Annotated in this window: 12 protein-coding genes; 6 read left to right on the plus strand and 6 right to left on the minus strand. The window is 40.6% G+C overall.

Annotated elements, in window-relative coordinates:
* Positions 1–378: 378 nt before the first annotated feature.
* Genes HPC40_RS04560 through HPC40_RS04570 form a run of 3 tightly spaced genes read right to left on the minus strand, consistent with a single transcriptional unit; the run spans position 379 to position 5085 of the window.
* Entirely contained in the window at positions 379–1617 is a 1239-nt protein-coding gene (locus HPC40_RS04560) for an HlyD family efflux transporter periplasmic adaptor subunit (RefSeq protein ID WP_208118316.1), read from the minus strand.
* Positions 1618–1658: 41 nt separating this feature from the next.
* The gene (locus tag HPC40_RS04565; RefSeq protein WP_208118317.1) at positions 1659–3827 is read right to left on the minus strand and encodes a type I secretion system permease/ATPase; all 2169 of its coding nucleotides are present in this window, start codon (positions 3825–3827) and stop codon (positions 1659–1661) included.
* Positions 3828–3834: 7 nt separating this feature from the next.
* Positions 3835–5085: a TolC family protein gene (locus HPC40_RS04570; RefSeq protein WP_208118318.1), complete on the minus strand. Its 1251-nt coding sequence runs from the start codon at positions 5083–5085 to the stop codon at positions 3835–3837.
* Between the two features lie 203 nt (positions 5086–5288).
* Here HPC40_RS04570 and trmB point away from each other — a divergent pair, with 203 nt between their 5' ends.
* The 5 genes from trmB (at position 5289) to nrdG (ending at position 9896) form a co-directional block, all read left to right on the plus strand.
* On the plus strand, positions 5289–6053 hold the full coding sequence (gene trmB / locus HPC40_RS04575) for a tRNA (guanosine(46)-N7)-methyltransferase TrmB (RefSeq protein WP_208118319.1): 765 nt from the start codon (positions 5289–5291) through the stop codon (positions 6051–6053).
* A 2-nt stretch (positions 6054–6055) separates the two neighbouring features.
* Entirely contained in the window at positions 6056–6394 is a 339-nt protein-coding gene (locus HPC40_RS04580; RefSeq protein WP_208118320.1) for a YggL family protein, read from the plus strand.
* Positions 6395–6473: 79 nt separating this feature from the next.
* Complete coding sequence (locus HPC40_RS04585; RefSeq protein WP_208118321.1) at positions 6474–7025, plus strand: YggT family protein; 552 nt, start codon at positions 6474–6476, stop codon at positions 7023–7025.
* Between the two features lie 267 nt (positions 7026–7292).
* Entirely contained in the window at positions 7293–9413 is a 2121-nt protein-coding gene (nrdD, locus tag HPC40_RS04590) for an anaerobic ribonucleoside-triphosphate reductase (protein WP_208118322.1), read from the plus strand.
* Between the two features lie 9 nt (positions 9414–9422).
* Complete coding sequence (gene nrdG / locus HPC40_RS04595) at positions 9423–9896, plus strand: anaerobic ribonucleoside-triphosphate reductase-activating protein (RefSeq protein WP_208118323.1); 474 nt, start codon at positions 9423–9425, stop codon at positions 9894–9896.
* A gap of 51 nt (positions 9897–9947) precedes the next feature.
* Here nrdG and HPC40_RS04600 read toward each other — a convergent pair whose 3' ends face one another.
* The 3 genes from HPC40_RS04600 to ttrB are packed head-to-tail and all read right to left on the minus strand — an operon-like array spanning position 9948 to position 14816.
* Positions 9948–13040: a tetrathionate reductase subunit A gene (locus HPC40_RS04600; RefSeq protein ID WP_208118324.1), complete on the minus strand. Its 3093-nt coding sequence runs from the start codon at positions 13038–13040 to the stop codon at positions 9948–9950.
* Entirely contained in the window at positions 13030–14082 is a 1053-nt protein-coding gene (gene nrfD / locus HPC40_RS04605; protein ID WP_235972316.1) for an NrfD/PsrC family molybdoenzyme membrane anchor subunit, read from the minus strand. The genes HPC40_RS04600 and nrfD overlap by 11 nt, the downstream gene beginning before the upstream one ends.
* Positions 14079–14816 carry a tetrathionate reductase subunit TtrB gene (gene ttrB / locus HPC40_RS04610; RefSeq protein WP_208118326.1) on the minus strand — a complete coding sequence of 246 codons (738 nt, stop codon included), beginning with the start codon at positions 14814–14816 and terminating at the stop codon, positions 14079–14081. The genes nrfD and ttrB overlap by 4 nt, the downstream gene beginning before the upstream one ends.
* A 130-nt stretch (positions 14817–14946) precedes the next feature.
* On the opposite strand from ttrB, the gene HPC40_RS04615 reads away from it, so the two are divergent.
* Entirely contained in the window at positions 14947–16659 is a 1713-nt protein-coding gene (locus HPC40_RS04615; protein ID WP_208118327.1) for a sensor histidine kinase, read from the plus strand.
* Position 16660 lies beyond the last annotated feature (1 nt).

Genomic DNA, 16660 nt, shown 5'->3' on the forward strand with positions numbered 1-16660 from the left:
AGTGGGTCGTGGTAAACACAGCTTATAGATAAAAACGGAATAGCTGCAAGCATTCCTAAACGAAAAGGCAGTTTCATAAATTTTGGTTCCTATAAATCGTAGCAATAGTAAATATAAATACAGCAATATGAGTTATCGCAACTCAGAGAATGATTGATTTCGTGAGTATTACATGCGCAACAGTGAATATCGTTTTAATTTGCTATCTTTGATGAATTCATCACTCAACATCAACAATAAGTGTGAATTTTATTGAAATTAAGATAACAACACACCAGAAATAATCACAGCCATAAATTATAGGGTTATTTATAAATTTGTCAATTAATATCAGTGTGTTGTATTTATTTTGATCATATTTTTATTTAGTTTGATAAACTACCGCTCTTGTAAGGCTTGTTTCATTCTGGTGATCGGTTTTATCAAGTATTGAAAAACACTTTTCTCACCCGTTTTAATGTCAACTGTTGCAACCATGCCTGGTAGAACAGGTAAAATTTTCCCATTTTTATCCGTCAAAGTGCTGCCTTGCGTTTCGATCAAGACTCGATAATAGGAGTTATTCGGGTTTAATTTCAACTCATCAGCTTGACGTTTATCTTGCAATGTACCAGGGCTAAGTAGAATGACTTTACCATCAAGCCCGCCGTAGATTGCATAATCATACGCCGTGAGTTTCACAACCGCAGGCATACCAGGGTGAATATAAGCCACATCCTTCGGATTAATATAAGCTTCAACCAACAAACTTTCTTCAATCGGAACAATTTCCATTATATCCTGACCTGCCGAAATGACCCCACCGATGGTATTCACTTTGATATTTTTAATAATCCCTTTAAGTGGAGCTCGAATCATTGAACGCTCTACGGGATCGGCTCGCATCGCCAAATTTTCACGCGCCTGATCAAGCTCGCCTTGCATTTTTGCAAGCTCGGCATTCGCATCAGTGATATATTTATGCTCACGCTCCGAAATTTGTAGCTGCATATCATTTGATGAGCGTTTCATGCGTAGTAATTCAACCTGCGATACCGCACCTTTTTTCACCATAGGGGCCGTAATATTAATTTCAGAATCAAGTAACCGTTTACTTTCTTTTAAGCTTTTAATCGACTCACGCAAAGCCTCTTTTTTAGCTTGATATACGCCTAACTCTCGTTTCTGAATTTCAGCAGGAATATGTTCAGGAAAGACCAATTTGTCTCCCGAAATTTCAGCTTTTAAACGTAACGTAATCGCTTCAAGATTATCTACTTTTGCCTGAGTTTCTCGCAAAACGGCAGAGCTACGTGTATCGTCCATTTTTAATAACACTTGCCCTTTCTCAACCTGCTCACCTTCTTTCACCAGCATTTCACTTAAAATACCCGGATCAAGACTTTGAATAATTTGCTCACGACTACTTGGAATTATACTTCCTTGTCCTCGTGTAACTTCTTCCAATTTACTAAAATAAGACCAGGTGATAAATACAACCAAAAATGCAGCTAGAAGCCATAACATTGCAAAAATTTTAGTGTGCTTTTCTTGCTGTAAAGCCGCATGTAAATCAGTCAATAAATGCAAATCTTGACTATTAATTTTCTCATTACGCTTTTTTTCTTCATCTTTCATAATTCGTTTCAAACCGCACTTTACTCTTTCGTGCGATTTTCCTATGCTTCAGTTGGTACTTTTTCACTAACTGCTTTTTCAGCAGGCTTGTTATTTTGCTCGCTTAAGCGTTGCAATACCGCATCACGAGGGCCGTCCATTGTCACCTTACCGTTTTCCATCACAATAACGCGATCAACAATCCGTAGCACTTGTGGGCGATGTGTTACCACTACCATGGTTTTATTGCGCGCCCACTGTGCAATCGCTCCTAATGCCACATTTTCATTATATTGATCAAGCCCTGTTGTTGGCTCATCAAGTAATACCACTTTTGGATTTTTTAACATCATACGCGCAAGTGCAACCGCCTGACGTTGCCCACCAGAAAGTCCGAGACCATTCTCACCCAATGGCATATCAAGCCCACGCGGGTTACTTTGAATTAAGTCTAATAGCCCCAAACGTTGCAAAGCATAAATTAAGGTTTGGTCATTGGCAAAACTGTCCGTGCGAGCAATATCTAAATTTTCACGTAATGTTCCTAAAAATAAGCGTGGGTTTTGCTCCAGTAACAAAACTTGATTACGCAAGAAATAAGGATCAATTTGCTGTGTGTTAATGTTATCTAACGTAACAGTACCTTGGGTTGGTTGATAAAGGTTGACTGCTAACTTAAGTGCGGTTGATTTCCCACTACCAATTTTACCCAAAATAGCCACTTTTTCACCCGCACGAATGTTCAGGGTTACATTAGACAATGCAGGGAGATCATCTTTTTGATACTGGAAGCTCACATTTTTAAAACTAATGTTACCTTGCACCTGGCGCAGGCTGATATAATCACGCTCGGTGGATTTTTCAACTGGACGTTGAACGATACCATCCACGCCTTTCAGTGCATTCCAGGCTTGTTGAAAGCGAATCGCAAGGCTTGCAATTTGCCCAAGTGGCGCTAGTGCACGACCTGATAAAATCACAGCCGCAATCAATGCCCCCATCGTAATGCGTGAAGCTGAATCTTCACTATGAATGAGATACGTTCCCACTACCACTAATATAACTGTATTGAGCTGTTGTAATGCTGTAATAGCATTAATGACTAAGTTACTAATATCTTTAACTTTAATAGACGAATAAGAACTTTTTGCCGTGAAATGATCCCAACGTTTTTGAGCCCAAAGGGCGGCATTATTATTTTTTAATGTTTCAATTCCTTCAATTGCCTCAACAGCTAAACCTTGGCGTTGTGAAGATTCTCGCATCGATTCATTAATTGCTTTCGATAATGGAAATTGAGCAAATACACCAATACAAATCACAATGGGTATCAAAATACCTGGCACAAGAGCCAATTTACCGCCAATTAAGCCAATCACTGTTAAGAAAAGCAATAAAAATGGCAAATCCACTAGGGTCAATAAACTTGCACTGGTTAGAAACTCACGTACCGACTCAAAATCACGTAAATTATTAGCATAAGAGCCCGCAGAAACAGGTCTATCTTGTAAACGCAGAGACATTACACGACGGAATAACATGGCAGAGATGATCAAATCTGCTTTTTTTCCTGCAATATCAGTTAAATGCCCTCGCAACGTTTTAGCTAAAAACTCAAAGAAAATGGCTAAAAACACACCAATACTCAATACCCACAACGTTTCATAGGCTTGATTTGGGATTACACGGTCATAAACATTCATCACATACAATGAACTGACTAATGCCAAAATATTAATCAAGAAAGTCGCTAAAATAACTTGATAATAGTATTTTTTAAATCGCCAAATGATGCGGAAAAACCAAGATTTTGGCAGATCATATTCTGGCAATTCAGAGCGCAGATCTTGGGCTAATTTTGGCTTAATAAACCAACAATACCCAAGATATTTTTCCTGAAGTTGACTCTCACTAACCTCAATCTGAACATCACCAGGTTGCACGATGCGATAAATACGTTCGCCATCTTCATTTAACCGCACTTCAGTGATTACAGCCGCTTCTTCTTGTTTTAAAATTAAGATTACGGGCATTGCCAATGACGGAATTTCCGACAAAGCACGTTCAGAAAGACTGTTGTCAAAACCTTCGCTGCGTAAATATTCACACAATGACGAAAAATCAAGACTATTACCGACTTTTTTGACTGTGTGTGCTGAGAGAGTTGCCACAGACAACGGCGAGCCCAAGAGCTGTGTTGCCAATGCAAGATTTTCAATAATTAATTTCATAACTGCCTTATTTTTGACTAATGCCAACCCATTGCGTTAAGGTGCCTTGAGATGCAAGGTAATCTAGGATTGAATGTCTTAATTCATATTCAGAGTTCACTTTGCTTAACTGCGCGGACAGCAATTCGTTTTCCGCATTGAGTAATTCAAGCAATGTGCGCTTAGCAATAGAGAATTGCATTTTATAATATTCAATAACATCTTTTTGTGTTTTCACTTGATTATTCAACGTCTTAATATGCGCTTTATACTGCTCTAAATTAATCAACGAAAGCTCTTTGCGTTCATCAAGATCTTGTATCAACTGATCTAATTTTGTTTCAACCGCACTCAAGCGACTGGCATTTTCCTGCACAGCATAGCTTGTATGACGATTGTATAAATCAACCGATAAATTCAAATACACTAGTTGGTCATCTTTCGTTGCTTGTCCAACTAAATCCAATTTGGGTAAGCGTGAGGCTTTTTGTGCTTCCAATTCAGCTAACGTGCTATTAATCTCTTCTCTACTTGCTAGATAAGATGGATGTAGCGTTTTATCACGCGTAAAACGCGTCTTTAACACGTTTGCATTTAATTTATTGAAAGGATCGCTTAACTTGCGGGTATCCAAACTATAACCTGTATAGCGTTTTAATTTTCCGATAGCAGTATGAAGTTCGCGCTCTACACTATTAATTTGTTGTGCAATCGCATATTTACGAGCTTGTGCCTGCACATATTCTGAACGTCGTCCAACATCGTTATCGGCAATAACATCAATTTCATTTAACGTATCATCAATACGAGCTGAACTTTGCTTGAGCACAGCAAGTGTTTCTTTTGCTTTTAGCGCTTGTAAATAAATTTCCGTCATTGTAAAGACAAGTTGCTCTTGTGCAACATCAAATTTATGTGCCGTTGCTTGCTCATTTGCTTTCGCTTGTTTTACACGCTTATCAATTGCCCCGAAGGAATAAAGATTAACCGACGCTTCCACTCCAGGGTTAAAAGAAGACGAACTATTACTCTCATAACGATGATGTTGTTGAACCGTTTGCCGCCCAAATACCGATAATCTCGGATAGTGCTCAGACACTGCCTGTTCCGTCCGACTTTCTGCCGTTTTAATATCCGCTTTCGCCTCAAGAATACGAGGATCTTTCTGCAATGCTTTTTGCACAAGCGTTTGTAATTCATTTGCATTTGCCCAAGAGGAAATAAACAACGCACAGATTGCAGCACAAATAAGACGCTTAGTTTGAAAATAAATAGCCATTATTTTTACCAAATGTGGAGGGGTGATTGCTCAAAATATCATCATAAAAATTTTTCTAATTATAGCACAAGATTTTTTTACGCCTATATAAATCTATATCAATTTACAATTTAAATACAGTCTATTTTGCCCTACTTGGGTAGAAAAAAGTTGTAATCTCACGTCAGATTTGCATAATGCAGGCAGAATGAAAGGAAGTACATATGACAAACAACCCAATAGCAAATTTTGCACAAGGCAAACGCAAAGAAGTTGCTAACCCAGAATTCACCGCCGATGGGCGTTATAAACGTAAAGTTCGTAGCTTTGTATTACGTACAGGGCGGCTAAGTCAGCATCAACAAAATGCGATGAATACCCATTGGGCACAATTTGGGGTGGATTATCAAACCGCCCCTTATGATCTGACCGCACTTTTTGGAAATACCAATCCCGTTGTGCTAGAAATTGGCTTTGGCATGGGGCATTCGTTAGTGCAAATGGCGAAGCAAAACCCAGCCATCAATTATCTTGGTATTGAAGTTCATACACCTGGTGTGGGAGCTTGTATTGCCTATGCTATTGATGAAAAGGTGGACAATTTACGCGTAATCTGTCACGATGCAGTAGAAATATTAACTGATTGCATTGCTGACAACAGTTTGCAAGGCTTACAGCTTTTCTTCCCTGATCCATGGCATAAAGCTAAGCATCATAAACGGCGTATCGTGCAAAGTGAATTCGTCAATTTAGTGGTGAAAAAGCTAAAGTGCGGTGGCTTTATCCATATGGCAACCGACTGGGAACATTATGCCGAGCAGATGTTAGATGTTTTACAGCATACGCAACACATTGAAAACTCTGCTGAAAACGGTGCTTATATTGACCGTCCAGCGTTTCGCCCGTTGACAAAATTTGAACAGCGTGGTCAAAAACTTGGTCATGGTGTGTGGGATCTCTATTTTATTAAAACAGACAAAAGGACATAATTATGGCTATTGAACGCAACCGCAGACAACGTAAAAAAATGCACTTAGGTGAATTCCAAGAGCTAGGCTTTGTTGTGCGTTGGCAATTCGCTGATAATACCTCAGTGGAGGACATTGATGCGACATTAGATCGCTTTATCGCAGAGGTTATCCGCCCAAATGGGCTTGCCTACGAAGGTAGTGGCTATCTTAATTGGGAAGGATTAGTTTGCCTTGAAAAAATCGGAAAATGTGATGACAGCCAGCGTGAATTAGTGAAAAAATGGTTAGAAGAGAATAAACTGCAAAATATCGACGTAACAGAACTATTTGATATTTGGTGGGATTATCCAACAGCCTAAACTTGAATTTCCCAAATTCACCCTTATCTGATAAAGTGCGGTTAAACCGCACTTTTTAGTATAAAAAATAAGGAACGCTATGAACACTCTGCCATTTTTACTGCAAACGGTTATCGGGCTTTACACTATTGTGTTGCTATTGCGCGCGTGGTTTCAATTCTGCCGTGTTGATTTTTATAACCCGCTTTCACAAACGGTTGTGAAACTCACCCAACCTGTACTGGCTCCGCTACGAAAAGTCATTCCAACGAAACATAATCTTGATTTTGCTGCGATCGTGCTAGCATTTGGCTTGAATATCGTTCTTTATGCTGGTTTAAACTCACTCTCAGAAACCGCTTTACCGTGGAGTAGCATTGCGATTATTTCAGCCTTTTCCTTGTTAAAAACCTTCGGCAAAATTGTATTTTGGGCAATTTTTATCCGTGCGGTGCTGAGCTGGTTTTCCCGTGGGCAACACCCATTGGATTATTTACTCTATCAGATAAGTGAGCCATTGCTCACGCCAATTCGCCGCATTTTACCTAACACGGGTATGATTGATTTTGCCCCTATGGTGCTGGCGTTCGCCTTGATTTTAGCAAATAATTTATTGCTCGATATTTTCGGCATACTGTGGTTTTATGCTTAACACGATAACGTGCGGTTTATCCTGACCGCACTTTGCATTTCTATCACACATGCCAGCGTCATTATGCTATACGCTGGCATTTTTTATGTCTGACTATTATTTCACCTTTTACCACAACAATGAACGCAAAGTGCGGTTTTGTTATGCTGAACAAGTGAGAATTATTTTTATTTGACTTGTGTCAAATTTTCTATATATTGTGTTTTGATATTTTAATATCACAATATATAGTAACAACCACTATTTCATACCCGCAAGGTGGCAATGATGACTCAACTCGCAGTAATAAAGCGCGATGGTGCGATAGTGCCTTTTTCGCAAGAACGTATTCTCTCAGCAATTAATAAAGCGGCACAGGCAATCGGGCTTGATGACCATACTTTTGCCATAACACAAAGTGCGGCAGTCGTTACCCAAATTTATGCACACCATCAGGATCAGATCGACATTGCACAAATTCAGACGCTGGTTGAAACCCAGCTTATGCACGCCAATCCTGATGTTGCTCGTGCCTATATTGAATACCGCCACGAACGTGATCTCATTCGGGAAAAACGCAGCCAGCTCACACGCGAAATTGAGGGGCTTATTGAGCAGAATAATCTGGATATTCTCAATGAAAATGCGAATAAAGATGCTAAAGTCATCCCGACCCAGCGTGATTTATTAGCGGGTATTGTGGCAAAACATTATGCGAAACGCTATATTTTGCCCGCTGATGTTGTACAAGCCCATGAGCGTGGGGAAATTCATTATCATGATTTAGACTATGCACCCTTTTTCCCAATGTTCAACTGTATGCTAGTCGATCTCAACGGTATGCTAAAAAACGGCTTTAAAATGGGCAATGCTGAGATTGAAACGCCAAAATCCATCAGTACTGCCACTGCGGTTACCGCACAAATTATTGCACAAGTTGCCAGCCATATTTATGGTGGTACCACGATCAATCGCATTGATGAAGTGCTCGCCCCTTATGTACAAAAAAGTTATGACAAACATTTAGCCATCGCGAAAGAGTGGCAAATTGCACAAGTACAAGAATATGCACGCGCACGCACCGAAAAAGAGTGTTTTGATGCGTTTCAATCACTGGAATATGAAGTCAACACATTACACACCGCCAATGGACAAACGCCATTTGTGACCTTTGGCTTTGGCTTGGGGTTGAGTTGGCAGGCAAAATTAATTCAACGCGCCATCTTAGAGAATCGCCTGCTCGGCTTAGGTAAACATCATAAAACTGCCGTTTTTCCTAAGTTGGTTTTCACGTTAAAAGAGGGCGTGAACTTACGCCCAACCGATCCCAATTACGACATCAAGCAGTTGGCATTAACATGCAGTGCGCAACGCATGTACCCCGATATTTTAAATTATGACAAAGTGGTGGAGATCACCGGCTCATTCAAAGCCCCAATGGGCTGTCGTAGTTTTTTAGGTAAATTTGAAACCAAGCAAGGCGAACAACACGATGGACGCAATAATCTTGGGGTCGTGAGTATTAACTTACCACGCATTGCGATTGAGGCACAAAAAGACGAAGTGCGGTTTTATCAATTACTCGACCAACGTTTAGCTATCGCGAAAAAAGCCCTACTCACGCGTATTGCTCGCCTCGCGACTACCAAAGCACGCGTTGCGCCTATTTTATATATGGAAGGCGCATGCGGTGTGCGCCTGAATGCAAATGATAATGTTGCAGACATTTTCAAACAGGGGCGTGCCTCTATTTCGCTAGGTTACATTGGTATTTTTGAAACCATCACCGCACTTTATGATGGACATATCTACGACAACGAGCAACTGCGTGCTAAAGGGCTTGCTATTGTGGCTTATCTGCGTCGTGCCGTTGATGCGTGGAAACACGAAACAGGTTATGCTTTCAGCCTCTATTCAACACCAAGTGAAAATCTCTGTCATCGCTTTTGCCGCCTTGATTCTCAGCAGTTCGGCACAATAGCAGGGGTAACTGATAAGGGCTACTATACGAATAGTTTCCATCTTGATGTTGAGAAAAAGGTTAATCCATACGACAAAATTGACTTTGAAATGCCTTATCCATCGCTCGCCAACGGGGGGTTTATTTGCTATGGCGAATATCCCAATATGCAACATAACATAAAAGCGTTAGAAGACGTATGGGATTATAGCTATACTCGCGTGCCGTACTATGGCACCAATACGCCAATTGATGAATGTTATAAGTGCGGTTTTAAAGGCGAATTTGAATGCACCAGCAAAGGATTTGTCTGCCCTAATTGTGGCAATCACGACACTGAAAGCGTATCGGTTACACGACGGGTCTGTGGCTATCTTGGTAGCCCTGATGCACGCCCTTTCAACGCGGGCAAGCAAGAAGAAGTGAAACGTCGGGTTAAACACCTATAAAAGTGCGGTATGAATTACTTACAATATTACCCCGTTGATGTGGTCAATGGCGAAGGCACTCGCTGCACTTTGTTCGTAGCGGGCTGCACCCACGCCTGCCGTGGCTGTTATAACAAAGCCAGTTGGCGTTTTAATGCAGGGTTGCCGTTTGATGAGGCAATGGAGCAACGGATCATTGCGGATTTAAACGACACCCGCATTCGCCGCCAAGGGCTATCACTCAGCGGTGGCGACCCGTTGCACCCCGACAATGCAACCGCACTTTTACCTTTCGTACAAAAGGTTAAACACCTATGCCCTGATAAGGATATTTGGCTGTGGACAGGTTACACGCTCGCAGAACTATCCCCCCTTCAACGCACACTCGTTGATTATGTGGATGTCTTAATCGATGGAAAATTTGAACAAACACAAGCCGACCGCACTTTGCGTTGGCGTGGTTCTCGTAACCAAATGATTTATTATTTAAACATAGTAGACTAGGACGAAAACCGCCGTCCTAGTCGAACATACACTATGTAATCATAAGCTCAATTATAACTTCTCTATTTTTGCAGGTAATCCTTGCCGCACTGCAGAACCACAAACCCAGTCTAACCATGGTGCTTGGATAGCTTTACTGGTATCTAATAAACCAAGATCATTGATATTTATGCCTTGTTTAATCTGTGGATTACCTGCGATGTGTTTGCCATCAATGGTGTAACCGCTGGCACCTAGCTGTTTATGTCCATAACCATGCTCAATTGCGATTGTACCTGGCATGACTCCATCTAGAACAAATAGCTGAAGTATTGCTTCACCGCCTGGTGTACTCAGTTTAACCACATCGCCTTGTTGTAACTGTTGTTGTTTGGCATCACTACTATTCATTGCGACAATACCGTTAGGTTTAATGCTGTGCAAACGTAATAATGGCGCAGTAATGCTGCTCATGATATTCGATTTAAATGATGTCAATTTAAATGGCCACACCTGCGTCGGATAGCGTTCGGTAACAGGGGTGTTATCCGCAAATTGAGCAGGATAATAACGAGGACAGCCATGATAATGCTCACCATTATGATGATGACGATAACCTGCAACAGTTGCATTCCATAGTTGTAAGCAGTTTTTCCATTTCGTCGCCATATTATCCCCTTGCCATGCGCTATTATAAGGTGAAAACCGCCCACCTTTACAATAAACTGTAGCTACTTTTAGCACTTCTTCAGGCTTCAGTGTTTTCTCCAATTCAGGTAATAGCCGTTGTACTCCCGTAAGTAAGAGATCATCCTCACTTGCCTCATTCACGGGAGCTTTCCCATCAAATGCCACATTTGCTGCCGCTCTTAAGAAAAAGTCTTCGCTGCGATTTAACGGATATTTATGATTTTGCTTATCACTAATTGCGTTATCACCAAATCCAGGTAAATTCAACATATTCGCTACTGCAATGATAAAACTTTCCATACAAATCACATCGCCTTTCGCTGTTTTAGCATTGGGTGAGGTGATAATAGGCCAACGTGCTGTACTGGTTTTTGTGGGAACACCAGCCCAAGGTGTGCTAAATCCCCAACTTTCGAAATTATGCGTATCTGGCACAATATAATCCGCAAGTGCGGTTGTTTCATTCATAAACGCATCAATAGCAATAAAAAGAGGCAATATACTTGGATCTCGTAGTTTTTTATCGGCAATATGGTGAATTCCCGTCATGCCATATAGTGGATTACTCATATGGCTAATCCATGCTTTCAATGGATAAGGATAACCTTGTAATGCTGATGTAATCATTTCTGACATCTGCCCACCAACAAAAGGATACCAGGTCGATTGAGACGGATACGGATTTTCACCTGCCTCGACTTTACGTCGATATTCACTTGATTTTTCATATGCCTTTTTGCTGCGCGCTAAATTGGTTCCTTTTGGCTTCACCATACCATCAAATGTCGATAAGTTATAACGAGGACCAGCGGCAAAATCTTTAAATTTCCCTCCCGAGAAACTCATTCCGCCTTTTTTATTCATATTACCCACCATGGCATTGAGCAATAAAATTGCCCAAGCAGTGTAAAAACCATTGCTTTGCATGGTGCCACCATGTGTAATAGCAACTGCCTTATGTCCGTGTGATGTAAACTCTTTGGCTAATGCAATAATGGTTGTCAAAGGAACACCGCACTGTTGTGAATAAGCCTCTAAACTATGCTCAAAACAAGACTCTTTTAACAACGTCATAGCAGATTTCACATGCACCTTACTTCCATCTCGTAAAGTGATCGTTTCATCAACCCACAAAACCGCACTTAAACAAGTCTTAGCCGCCACAAATTGTTGGTTTTTCTGATCTTTGACCACATAATTATCTTCTGGGAGAGTGTTCTCCAAACTTGTATGCTCGCCTGTAAAATCTTCAAGTGTGATCGCTTGTCCATAACGAGGATGATTCTTATCGGTGATAAATAAATGTGTAGCATTACAATAACTTACGCCTTGAGCTTGCTGCATTGCTGCTTGGCTTGGTCGTGAGAGGTAGTCTGCATTATAACGTTCATGTTCAATTATCCAACGTAACATTGCCAAGGCTAATGAAAGATCACCGCCTGGAATAATTGGAATCCAACGATTATTTTGCGTTGCTTGACTGGAAGTTAATTCTAAGCGTGGAGCTACTACAACATAATTAATAGTGTCATCTGTACGTTGTTTTGCCAGTTGACGTGCCTGACGCTTAAATGGGTTGCCTGCTTGTGCTGGGGATGTTCCCATAAATAGAATAAATTCGCAATTATCCCAATCTGGTTTTGCATGTGCGTTTTTATCTAAATCATTCATAAAAGCACCCGATCCTGCACGATAGGACAATCCGCAAAACGAACCATGTGAGGCAAAATTAATCGTACCAAAACTTTGATTGGCAAAGCGTTTTAATAAGGGCTGACGCCCCTCTGGACCTGCAAATGTCACCATCAATTGGTTCACTTTTGGACCGAAATCAGGATTTTCACTATCCACTGGTGTTTGTAAATCTCGAATGGTCTGTAGTCCATCAATATGACCTTCGCCAAATAAATCCCCACCTTTTGTTACTTCTTCAATAAGTTGCTCAAAACTGATGGTTTTCCATTTTCCTTCTCCACGTTTTCCAACTCGCTTTAATGGCTGCGTAATACGGTAAGGACTGGCTATACCATCCATAAATGCCGATCCTCGTGCACAAGCCGTAGAACGCTTTGCAATGCCATCGCTTGCACCAACACTTAATTCTGCCTCTTGAATGGATGCGTTATAATCTAAATAGTGATCTGCTGAAAGTGGATGATAAGAATTACCTGCGATTCTTAATACTTTATTTTGTTTTAAATCAACGCGAGCTCGCACTCCACAAAGAGTCCAACATCCCATACATTGGGTATTGCATACAACCTGCTCTGGATTGGGCATAATACGGTTGTTGACAATATGATATTCAGGCACGAGTGCATTACCATAAACCGCACTTTGTGTTTTCTCTCCTGATGTGCCCCCTAAGATACCGCGAGCGATCTCTTTAATTTTTGGACTATACCCTGCTGCAAATGTCGCAGCACCACCTAACGCTAATCCACCTTTTAAGATATTACGACGTTTATTGTTCATAATGGTTTACCTCCATTCGTGTTGGCGAAAGCAAGCGAATAAGTTGCCATAATATAATCCCCACAAAAAGCCACAATCCTAACATCGACAACATGCCTAGCCCACCATCTGTATTCCATTCAAAATGATATGGGTTGAGCATTGCGCTGTATTTTGGTAACGTCTGAACTTCAATTAATAATACCCAGCGCATAAGCACAGTGAAAATCAATGCGAACAAGGCACTTAATGCATCAAGCCATAAAGTGCGGTTAGCAAAACTTAAAGAAAACACCAATAATAGTGCACTCACAAGACAATAAAACGTCGTTGGTGAATGTTGCCACAATATACTGAGATGATGCCCTGTCACCTCTATTTGGCTCAAAATAAATACACAAATCCCCCATAATGCAATACTCATTAACGCAATGTAACGTAACACAACCGGAATTTGTGATTGGTTATATAAGTGCAGAAAAAAGGCCGTTAATAAGATTGCACTTGGAATGGCACTCAATAAAATGAATAGCACTAATCCAGCTTGATGCCAAAGCGGACGACTAGTCACCACATAGACCTCCATAGTGGTGTATAACAAAATCAACACTGCAGAAAAGAGCGAAAAAAATGCAAATATGCTACTCAAACGTAAGTTATTTGTTTTCCCCCAAACTAAAAAGTGTAACATTTTCGGGACTGAACGTTCTGTAGCAATATGTCGCAGTAAAAAGAAAAAATATCCCACAACAGCAACAGAAAAAAGTGGTAAAAAAATAGAACCCCACGCCATCCAAGACCAATGTGCAAAATAAGCATAAAAATGCCATACTCGTCCGGGTTGGTGCAAATCGGCTGTGAGTGCTATTGGAGCAACAATCACACAACTTAACGCCAATGTTACAGCTACTAATTCCATGCTAGCACTATAGGGTTTTGTAACATAACGAGCAAAAAGTGCGGTTAAAATAGCTGCAATTGCAATACCGATAAAAAAGAAATAACTGACCGCCCACGGTAACCACGCAATTGCTTGTGGTTCAACTAAGACTTCTCGAATCATAACTGCTCCTCCATCCCTTGCCATAGCATTGGTTGCCCTTCGATTCGACTAACAAACCTCTCTTCTAGCCCCAAATAAAAAACGTGAGGCTGCGTTCCAGCATCTGGTTTCAAGACTTTTAGTTCATCATAATGTTGCGTAATCAGTTGATTGATTTCGCTCTCAGGCTGCTGTAAATCGCCAATGATGCGAGCCCCACCAACACAGCTCTCTACGCAGGCAGGTAATAAGCCTACTTCTAGTCGATGAGCACAAAATGTACATTTATCAGCTGTTTTGGTTTCTTCATTAATAAAACGAGCATCATAGGGACAGGCCTGAACACAATATGCACACCCCACACAGCGCTCATTATTGACTACAACAATACCATCTTGTTGCTGATAAGTTGCTTGTACAGGACATACAGGGACACACGGTGGATCATCACAATGATTGCATAAACGCGGCAAAAGTACATTATTAACAATGTTGCCGTTTTTATCACTCACCTCATACTGTCTCACTGTTGTCCGAAATTGATTAAGAGGCGTTTGGTTTTCTACACTGCAACTCACAGTACAAGATTGACATCCTATACAACGACGTAGATCAATTAGCATTGCATAACGATGCTCGCGACTGCCGCCATGGCGTGCTGGCTGGAAAGCATTTGCTTCTCGCAATGGAATCAATGCAGCCCCCATCGTCAAAGCAGACAATGTCTGTATGAATTGTCGGCGATTTTGTGTCATATCCCCTCCTCACTCACTTGAACAAAACAACTTTTAGTGTATTGTTATTGATAAGTCTTAGAGAACGCTATTGTGGTTTACCACATAAGTGTTGACCGATTGATTTTAATCAAAAAATTAAGGTGTTTTTATGAAAAACGGTAGGTGGATCTTTATTATCTTATTTTCACTTTTGTTACTTGCACCTACATTTCCCTATGCCAAAACATGGACTATTGGTATTCTTGCTGTTCGAGGTGAAAAGCAAATGCAAAAAGAGTGGCAACCTTGGGTAGATTGGCTCAATCTAAATTTCATCGCCGAGCAATTTCAATTAGTTCCTTTACAACTTGATGATTTAGCTCAGAAGCAGATTGATCACTTAGATTTTATTCTTACTAATCAAGCGCAATTTTTTTACCTAAATGATAAAACTCTACGCTGGCTTGCCACACTCAATACGAAAACATATTCTGAATCTGCTCAAAATAAGGAACGAATTGGTAGTGCTATTGTGGTACGCTCCGATAGTCCATATCATCACTTGTTAGACCTCAAAAATAAAACGGTCAGTGCAGTGGGTCAAAGTGCTTTTGGTGGTTTTTTATTAGGTTACAATGAGTTATATCAGAAAGGGCTTCGAGAAAATCAGGATATACATTTTGTATTTACTGGTTTTCCTACAGATACCACACTTCTACTGCTCAAAAATCACCAGGTTGATGTCGCTATTGCACCCGCGTGCTTATTAGAACAGATGATTGCAGAAGGCATACTATCAAAACACCATTTTCGTGTGCTTGCACAACGACCTAATCAACTTGGCTGTGTCGTAAGCACTATATTATTACCAAATTGGTCACTTGCGGCTATGCCGCAAGTCCCAGATGGATTAGCCGCAGAATTGATCAAATATCTACTCAGTCCTACACCAGCTCATTTACCTCAATGGACTCCACCATTTTCCAATACACAAGCTGATCAAATCCTACGTAATATTGACCGTCACCCACAACAAAATGTATGGCGAATGCTGATATTCTGGATCGAGCAACATAAAATACCTTTGCTTAGCATACTTGTCTTTATTGTTTTTAATTATGTATGGATTAGTTATCAAGTGCATCGTAAAAGCAAAGCCCTTGTACTTGCTTATCAAGAAATGAATAATTATCAACAACAATTAATTAAGATTGACCGATTATGTTTACTCGGGGAAATGACAACAGGTATTGCCCACGAAATTAACCAACCTTTAACAGCTATACGAATGTATGTAGAAGGCTTAAAACAACAAGTAGCTAAGAAACATAGTGTGGATTCACAACTGGCTGTATTAAACAAAATAGTACAACAAGTTGAACGTAGCAAACAAGTAATGAGTAACATTACAACCTGGGCAAAAGACAAAAATAATGAAAATATCAGTACATGTTTACTGTATGAGCTATTGTCACGAACAATACATTTTATACAACGCCACAATGCCAAAGATCAAAACTTCAGCTTACATTGTGATAAGCAAATGCAAGTCAAAGTCAAACGTACATCTTTGGAACAAATTATAGCAAACTGCTTGCTCAATGCATTACAAGCCAATGCCAACGAGATTCAAGTTGTAGTCTGCCAAAACGGGCAACATATTGAAATTGATATTGTCGATAACGGCACGGGATTTACGCAAACAGAACTAAACTTTCCGTTTGTTCCGTTTCGCTCTACTAAACAAGATGGGCTTGGTCTTGGTTTAGTTCTATGCCAGCGTCTTATATTCACCATGCAAGGCAATATCAAGCTATGCAATCGTGCTGATCAGCAAGGCGCCGTGGTACGATTAACGCTCCCATTACAACACCCAGAATAGC

The organism is Spirabiliibacterium falconis, from assembly GCF_014885015.1.
In the GTDB taxonomy this organism is placed as follows: domain Bacteria; phylum Pseudomonadota; class Gammaproteobacteria; order Enterobacterales; family Pasteurellaceae; genus Spirabiliibacterium; species Spirabiliibacterium falconis.

Coding starts and splice junctions, on each gene's coding strand:
- HPC40_RS04585 (WP_208118321.1), top strand. CDS start 6,474: ATGAACACTCTGCCATTTTTACTGCAAACGGTTATCGGGCTTTACACT.
- HPC40_RS04570 (WP_208118318.1), bottom strand. CDS start 5,085: ATGGCTATTTATTTTCAAACTAAGCGTCTTATTTGTGCTGCAATCTGT.
- HPC40_RS04560 (WP_208118316.1), bottom strand. CDS start 1,617: ATGAAAGATGAAGAAAAAAAGCGTAATGAGAAAATTAATAGTCAAGAT.
- HPC40_RS04600 (WP_208118324.1), bottom strand. CDS start 13,040: ATGAACAATAAACGTCGTAATATCTTAAAAGGTGGATTAGCGTTAGGT.
- HPC40_RS04565 (WP_208118317.1), bottom strand. CDS start 3,827: ATGAAATTAATTATTGAAAATCTTGCATTGGCAACACAGCTCTTGGGC.
- nrfD (WP_235972316.1), bottom strand. CDS start 14,082: ATGATTCGAGAAGTCTTAGTTGAACCACAAGCAATTGCGTGGTTACCG.
- trmB (WP_208118319.1), top strand. CDS start 5,289: ATGACAAACAACCCAATAGCAAATTTTGCACAAGGCAAACGCAAAGAA.
- HPC40_RS04580 (WP_208118320.1), top strand. CDS start 6,056: ATGGCTATTGAACGCAACCGCAGACAACGTAAAAAAATGCACTTAGGT.
- nrdD (WP_208118322.1), top strand. CDS start 7,293: ATGACTCAACTCGCAGTAATAAAGCGCGATGGTGCGATAGTGCCTTTT.
- ttrB (WP_208118326.1), bottom strand. CDS start 14,816: ATGACACAAAATCGCCGACAATTCATACAGACATTGTCTGCTTTGACG.
- nrdG (WP_208118323.1), top strand. CDS start 9,423: ATGAATTACTTACAATATTACCCCGTTGATGTGGTCAATGGCGAAGGC.
- HPC40_RS04615 (WP_208118327.1), top strand. CDS start 14,947: ATGAAAAACGGTAGGTGGATCTTTATTATCTTATTTTCACTTTTGTTA.